The organism is Alteromonas alvinellae (assembly GCF_902705805.1).
The window spans coordinates 1-5,763 of sequence record NZ_CACSIH010000028.1; the positions used below are offsets into that span (position 1 = coordinate 1).

The 5,763-nt window shown below is 47.4% G+C and carries 7 protein-coding genes; 2 read left to right on the forward strand and 5 right to left on the reverse strand.

The features are described from left to right. Window positions 1-237 precede the first annotated feature (237 nt). Window positions 238-432 (forward strand): helix-turn-helix transcriptional regulator, encoded by a 195-nt coding sequence (locus ACX5KA_RS01965; RefSeq protein ID WP_000127614.1) that lies wholly within the window; start codon window positions 238-240, stop codon window positions 430-432. Window positions 433-448: 16 nt separating this feature from the next. Here the strand turns inward: ACX5KA_RS01965 and ACX5KA_RS01970 are convergent, their stop codons facing one another. From ACX5KA_RS01970 to ACX5KA_RS01980, 3 genes are read right to left on the reverse strand one after another with little or no spacing between them, the layout of a single operon-like run. After that, window positions 449-1,690 (reverse strand): tyrosine-type recombinase/integrase, encoded by a 1,242-nt coding sequence (locus tag ACX5KA_RS01970; RefSeq protein ID WP_024024506.1) that lies wholly within the window; start codon window positions 1,688-1,690, stop codon window positions 449-451. Window position 1,691: 1 nt separating this feature from the next. After that, window positions 1,692-1,961 (reverse strand): hypothetical protein, encoded by a 270-nt coding sequence (locus ACX5KA_RS01975; RefSeq protein WP_024024505.1) that lies wholly within the window; start codon window positions 1,959-1,961, stop codon window positions 1,692-1,694. 2 nt (window positions 1,962-1,963) lie between these two features. Beyond that, window positions 1,964-2,938 (reverse strand): ParM/StbA family protein, encoded by a 975-nt coding sequence (locus tag ACX5KA_RS01980; protein ID WP_001963822.1) that lies wholly within the window; start codon window positions 2,936-2,938, stop codon window positions 1,964-1,966. 482 nt (window positions 2,939-3,420) lie between these two features. Here ACX5KA_RS01980 and mobI point away from each other — a divergent pair, with 482 nt between their 5' ends. Continuing rightward, on the forward strand, window positions 3,421-3,846 hold the full coding sequence (gene mobI / locus ACX5KA_RS01985) for a conjugative transfer protein MobI(A/C) (RefSeq protein ID WP_456043798.1): 426 nt from the start codon (window positions 3,421-3,423) through the stop codon (window positions 3,844-3,846). A 10-nt stretch (window positions 3,847-3,856) separates the two neighbouring features. On the opposite strand, the gene umuC is transcribed toward mobI, so the two are convergent. Together umuC and umuD are read right to left on the reverse strand one after the other, a co-directional pair. Continuing rightward, complete coding sequence (umuC, locus tag ACX5KA_RS01990) at window positions 3,857-5,125, reverse strand: translesion error-prone DNA polymerase V subunit UmuC (protein WP_458730302.1); 1,269 nt, start codon at window positions 5,123-5,125, stop codon at window positions 3,857-3,859. A gap of 7 nt (window positions 5,126-5,132) precedes the next feature. Then, on the reverse strand, window positions 5,133-5,582 hold the full coding sequence (umuD, locus tag ACX5KA_RS01995; RefSeq protein ID WP_000116661.1) for a translesion error-prone DNA polymerase V autoproteolytic subunit: 450 nt from the start codon (window positions 5,580-5,582) through the stop codon (window positions 5,133-5,135). Window positions 5,583-5,763 lie beyond the last annotated feature (181 nt).

Here is a 5,763-nt window from a genome sequence, read left to right on the forward strand (position 1 = left end):
CTAATCACGAAAGATCAACACGCCTTAGTAGCTAGAGCGTGCATATCGATTAAAGAGGGTTTAACTTTACGCGATTTTACGGTGCTTTTCGCCGTAAACTGGAAATTTGGTAAACTGCACAATGATACCGGTGCCATGATAAGGCTGATCTTCTGAACAAATCATGCATCTTTCTGACCATCAACAAGTGATGAATCAGGCGATGATAGCTTTACATTGATTTTCAGGAGAATGCAGATGACAGCAGTAGCGCACCAGGTAACCCCTTTTCTAACATCTTACGAAGTTATGGCTCGTTACCACATTAGCTATACGACGCTCTGGCGAAGAATTAAAGATGGCAGCTTGCCGCAACCTCGTATCAACCGAAATACGCGAAATAAGCTGTGGCACATTGAAGACTTGGAGGAGTATGAGAAGAAAGAGGACTGAGCCTCTTTCTTTTATTTTACTGTCCGAAACGCCAGTTGAATGGAAAGCCTGTCGGCTCGATGATGGTTTCTAGTTGTTGATACCAAACGTCGTAAGCATGACGCATTTCATCCAAGTACTGATATTGGTTGTAGATAGCATCCAACCCTTTTTTGCTGTGGCCAATCATCAACTCGGCAACTTCTTGCGTGGTGATGGCTGACATTCGCGTTCGCATCGTTCTGCGAAGATCATGCATAGACCAATGCTCCATCTCAATACCAAGCGATCTGCGAGCCCAGATTTTCACATTGTTAGGAATAGTGGTATCAAAGCCATTTGTGGCAAGATCATCTTGTCCGTTCGCGGGAAACAGGTAAGTTGATTTACTCATCTGCATCGCCAGTTCAATCAGCTCAATAGCAGGCCTAATCAATGGCCGCATGATTGGCGCTCCAATTTTCTCACCTTGTTTGCGGATCTCTATAGGCACTGTCCACATTGCTGATTGCAAATCAAAGTGACGCTTTTCAGCTTGAATGAGTTCGCCCTTGCGACCGCCCAATAGCAGAAGCAGCTTTATGTAGATGCGATTCTTCTCAGTGATTTTTGACTCGTGCAAATAGCGCCAAAGTATCCTGATCTCGTTGTCATTTAGCACCCGAGTTCGTTTTCCTTTTTTACCGCCAACCTTTTTTGCTGTGATCCCAGCGGCAGCGTTAATTTCCAAGATTTGTTCATCAATCAGCCAGTCATAAAACTTGTGCAGCACAGACACCAGACGTTCTGTGTTTGAAGGGGACGACTCCGAAACCTCACGAAGACAGTTTCGCAAGGACAATTCATTGATGTCAGTTAATGGGTACTTGCCAAGTCGGGGCAGCAAATATATTTCACTGCTGCGTTTTTGGTAGTGCCACGTTTTCTCCTTTAGCCCTTGCTTACCGGCAGAGTCTATCCAGTCTCGAAAAATCGATTCGAAGCTTTGATTAGCAGAATACTTAGCCCGTTCCTGCTGTAGGTAGAGCTTGGGGTTTCGGCCTTGATCAAGTACTGCCCTTAACCTATCCAGCTCATTCCTGGCTTCAGCAAGCTTCATAAGGGGGTAAGTACCTATGTCTACCCGCTGTTGCTTGCCATCGAACCGATAACGAAACTGAAAAACAATTTTGCCCTTGGGCGACACCCGAGCACTTAGCCCATCTCGGTCGGCTTTTACTACGGTTTCTTTTGCTTCTTTATTTAACCTGGCATCGAGCCAGCTAACTGATAACGCCATGTTATAAGCCCAGCCCTAGTTTTGATTTTAATGATTGTTTACGTGTTTCTGCTTTGGGTTCTGGCGCTGTACTCATAGAAGTAACTTCACCATCTGGTGCAAGGCCATCCACCGGTACAGATGTCGTGGATAGATTGGGTTGGCTCATGTGAATTAACCCAAAGGTGGCCAGCATCCGCAGACGCTCAGCGCGTTCCCGTGGCGGCGTCTTTTCTAATTCTTTGAGCAGTTCAGGGTGGCTCCCTGGGGGAATGTTGACGACAACTCTCATAATCAGGCCCCATAAAACCAGAAGCCTCGGACGTTCGCCAAAACAGACTGTTCCGGCACGATGATCTTGCTTCGTGAAAAAATCTCCTTGGCCGCTTCCTTATAAGCCATGGCTCCACCTCCGGCGATCAATACCAAGTCCGCATTGATGCTTTCGTCACGCATGGATTGGCGCATGGCTGTAAGAGCAACAGGCGCTACCTTTTTCATGGCAGCATTCAGATAAGGTGAAATATCGACTTTTTCTCCAAATAGCAGCACCTGCAAGTCGCCGGTTCTCATGGCTTTTTCAAGTCGATCCATTCCGACTTTGGCACCATGATCTTCTGAAATCAGCTTATCAATCGTTTCCAGTAGCACGGACATTGCCTGAAGACTGGTTCCTGATGAGCTGTAGCGAATTTCTCCGGCCTCAAGGGCAACCCAGTCAACAGAGAAGAAGCCCGGATCTATGACGACTACGCGACCTTCTTCAATCAAGCCCAAATCACCACCTGTTTGAACCAGATCCATATAGGCACCGGCAGGCTGCGGCAGCACTTTGACGTCATGAACAGTGATGCTGCGCTTAGGCGTCACTTGATGGACACCTTTTAAACGCTGCACAAGGTCAGACTTACGTTGTGGTTCATGAAACTGGGAAACCGGTAATCCAGTGACAACCAAATCGATGGATTCTGTTTCAGCCATTAACAAGGCGGCATGAAAAAGCGCCTTATAGGTTTTTGTGGTGGGATACTCCGGGTGAAGCTCTCGTTCCCAGCCTTGAAGGCGTCCAGCAGGCACACCAGCCGCCCAACGCTCATTATCGACAGACACATACAAACAAGTTTCATCATCGCCTCCACCGATACGCTCTGGCATACGATCAGCAGGACCGGCACCCGCAGGCAGAATAATGGTTTTCGGTTCACTGCCTGATTGGCCAATTGCCAGCTTCAGGTTCGAGTAACCGATATCTACGCCTAGTACAAACATACTTATCTCCTGTGCACTCAAAGTGCTCTAACGGTTTTCAATCAACCGCGCTGTTCACGCTTGGGCTATTCCAAGTGCTCTGGCGGTTCACTCAAATGTCATTATCAGGATTCGGTGCACTGGCGGTGGGCAGAAAGGTGACAAATCCTTTCATCTATCTGCCTATTGCATTTTCGCAAAAGTATGAGAATAGGCTCTGTTTGGCGGCGGATAACTGAGCCAAAAAAATCGAGACGCCAAACGTCGTTTGCATTCTGGCCTGAACTCGCCAAACGGTTTGTATCTTCATGACGATACGTCTTTTTAGGCGTTTTTAAGTGAAATCGGGCTGTATCCCTTGTCAGGTATGGGGTTGCGCGAGTTGATTTATATCGAGACGCCAAACAGTGATTGTTACCGCAGTTTTACGTTTGGCGTTTCGATCCAAAAGCCAAACGGATAGTGGTTTTGGCTTTTGGGGTTAATTGGATGGGGAAATTGGTTTGGTAGAAATCGTCAATGAACAATGGAAATCAGAAGTATCAAATTTATTGCAGCAAGAAACGGACAGGCTAAAAGCGCTGGCAAGAGCTGAAGTTGATGACTTTTGGGTTACCCATTACAAGGTTCGTGAGAATGAGCCCTTTAAAGACTGGGGGCTGCTTGGTGTCCGTATCAGAGACTTTAAGTATGGCTTTGGCATTGAGTGGTACATCAACAGTTTTCACGGTCAACGAGGCAAGCGCGTAGTCTTTAGTAAGGGACTGCGTATTTCAAAGACAAAGCTGAGATACTCATTTTTGGACTGCCAAGGTCTAGCCAAAGAATGGGAGTTAGCGCTGGCCATGGAGAAAGAAGAATTCTTCAGTGATGTTCGACGCCAGGTTGATAAGCTCAACATGCTGCGTCGCAGAGTGAATGCCTATTGAGTTAACTGCGCTACTTCACTCGTGGCAACTGGTCCCAGCGTGTCGTATAGGCGGGAGACAAATGCTCTCGCTTCATCGACCAATCTTTCTTGAGTCCTTGTCCAGCAAAGAAAACCTTTCCTGCACCGCTTTGGTTAATGGTGTCCAATACAGACATTAACTGCTGGCTATTAGAGCGGGTCGATACGTCATCGAATAGTCCTGGTTGAAACATGCCAGGATCGTAAAAGTCAGACAGCATGACGCCCGCTTTGGCATAACGAAAACCATCCTTCCAAATCCGCTTGAGTAAGTGATTGGCCAGCTCGATAAAATCCCGTGTATCGCAACTGGGGATCAGCAACTCACCTGATGCAGAGCTGCTGTATTGCGGCTCGTTGTCCTTAAAGGGGCTGGTACGTATGAACACGGTCATCACTTTGGCTTGCTGCTGTTCTTTGCGAAGCTTCTCAGTGGCGCGGGTTGCGTATTCACATACGGCCTCACGTAACAATTCAAATTGCGTTACTTTTTCGCCAAATGAACGGCTACAGACGATTTGTTTCTTAGTTGGTGGGATCTCTTCAAGTTCAATGCACGACTCACCATTGAGCTCTCTGACAGTTCTCTCTAAAACCACTGAAAACTGGTCTCTGATGGCTCTAGGAGAGGCATTGGCTAGGTCTAAGGCTGTGGTGATACCCAACGCATTTAAACGCTTAGAAAGCCGTCTACCAACGCCCCAAACATCATCAACCGGGACTAATGCGAGCAATCGACGTTGCCGATCTGGATTGGTCAGGTCTACAACGCCCTGAGTGGCGGGATATTTCTTGGCGGCATGGTTCGCCAGCTTGGCGAGTGTTTTAGTTGGTGCAATGCCTACACAGACGGTGATCCCAATCCAGTGGCCTATGCGCGCTCGCACTTGTTGTCCGAACTCGACAAGGGATATGGCAGACTCAATACCGGTTAAGTCCAAAAACGCTTCGTCAATGGAGTAAACCTCTACTCGTGGTGCCATCTCTTCCAAAGTGCGCATCACTCGACTGCTCAAATCTGCGTACAGCGCGTAATTGGACGAGAATGCCAAAATACCATGGCGCTGCATTTCAGCTTTGATTTGAAAAACGGGTACGCCCATTTTAATACCGAGTAACTTAGCTTCACGCGAGCGTGCAACCACGCAGCCGTCATTGTTGGACAGCACCACAACCGGCGTATCTTTTAAATCAGGACGAAACAGCTTCTCACAACTGGCGTAAAAGTTGTTGCAGTCCACCAAGGCAAATACAGGCATGGGATAGTCACGACTTACGGCGCATGTTTCGCACCACATTGGTGACCACACCAAATATCTCTAACTCTGCCCCTTCAGGAATATGAATGGGCTCATACGCCTGGTTTCTTGGGATCAGCTTGACGCACGGCCTTAGTTGAAGCTCCTTTACCGTGAGTTCACCATGGATGCCAGCGATGACAATGTCACCGTGTTCTGCTTGAACAGAGCGATCAACCACCAAAATATCATCTGGGTGAATCCCAGCATCAATCATTGAATCACCTTCAACACGCACAAAGAACGTTGCAGCCGGTCGCTTGATGCACAGCTCGTTGAGGTCGAGCGTTTGCTCAACATAATCCTGCGCTGGTGAGGGAAAACCAGCAGAAACACGTTCCATGAACAATGGAATACGAAGGCGCTTGGCTTTGATGAAGGCAAGTGCGCCGCTACGGCCTATCAGCGAGACACTCATGACGAACCTCGAAAAAATAGAATCAATACTGTTTGTTTATACAGTATCTAATGCTATGCTGATTTCTACAAGTAAAATTGTAGGTAAAACTGTAGTTGTTCGAGTAAGACGTTGTGTCGTGGGTGACTTCTCTTTTGTGTTGAAAAGCTTGATGGGGTTCTAGGGATTTTCCCCTCTAAAA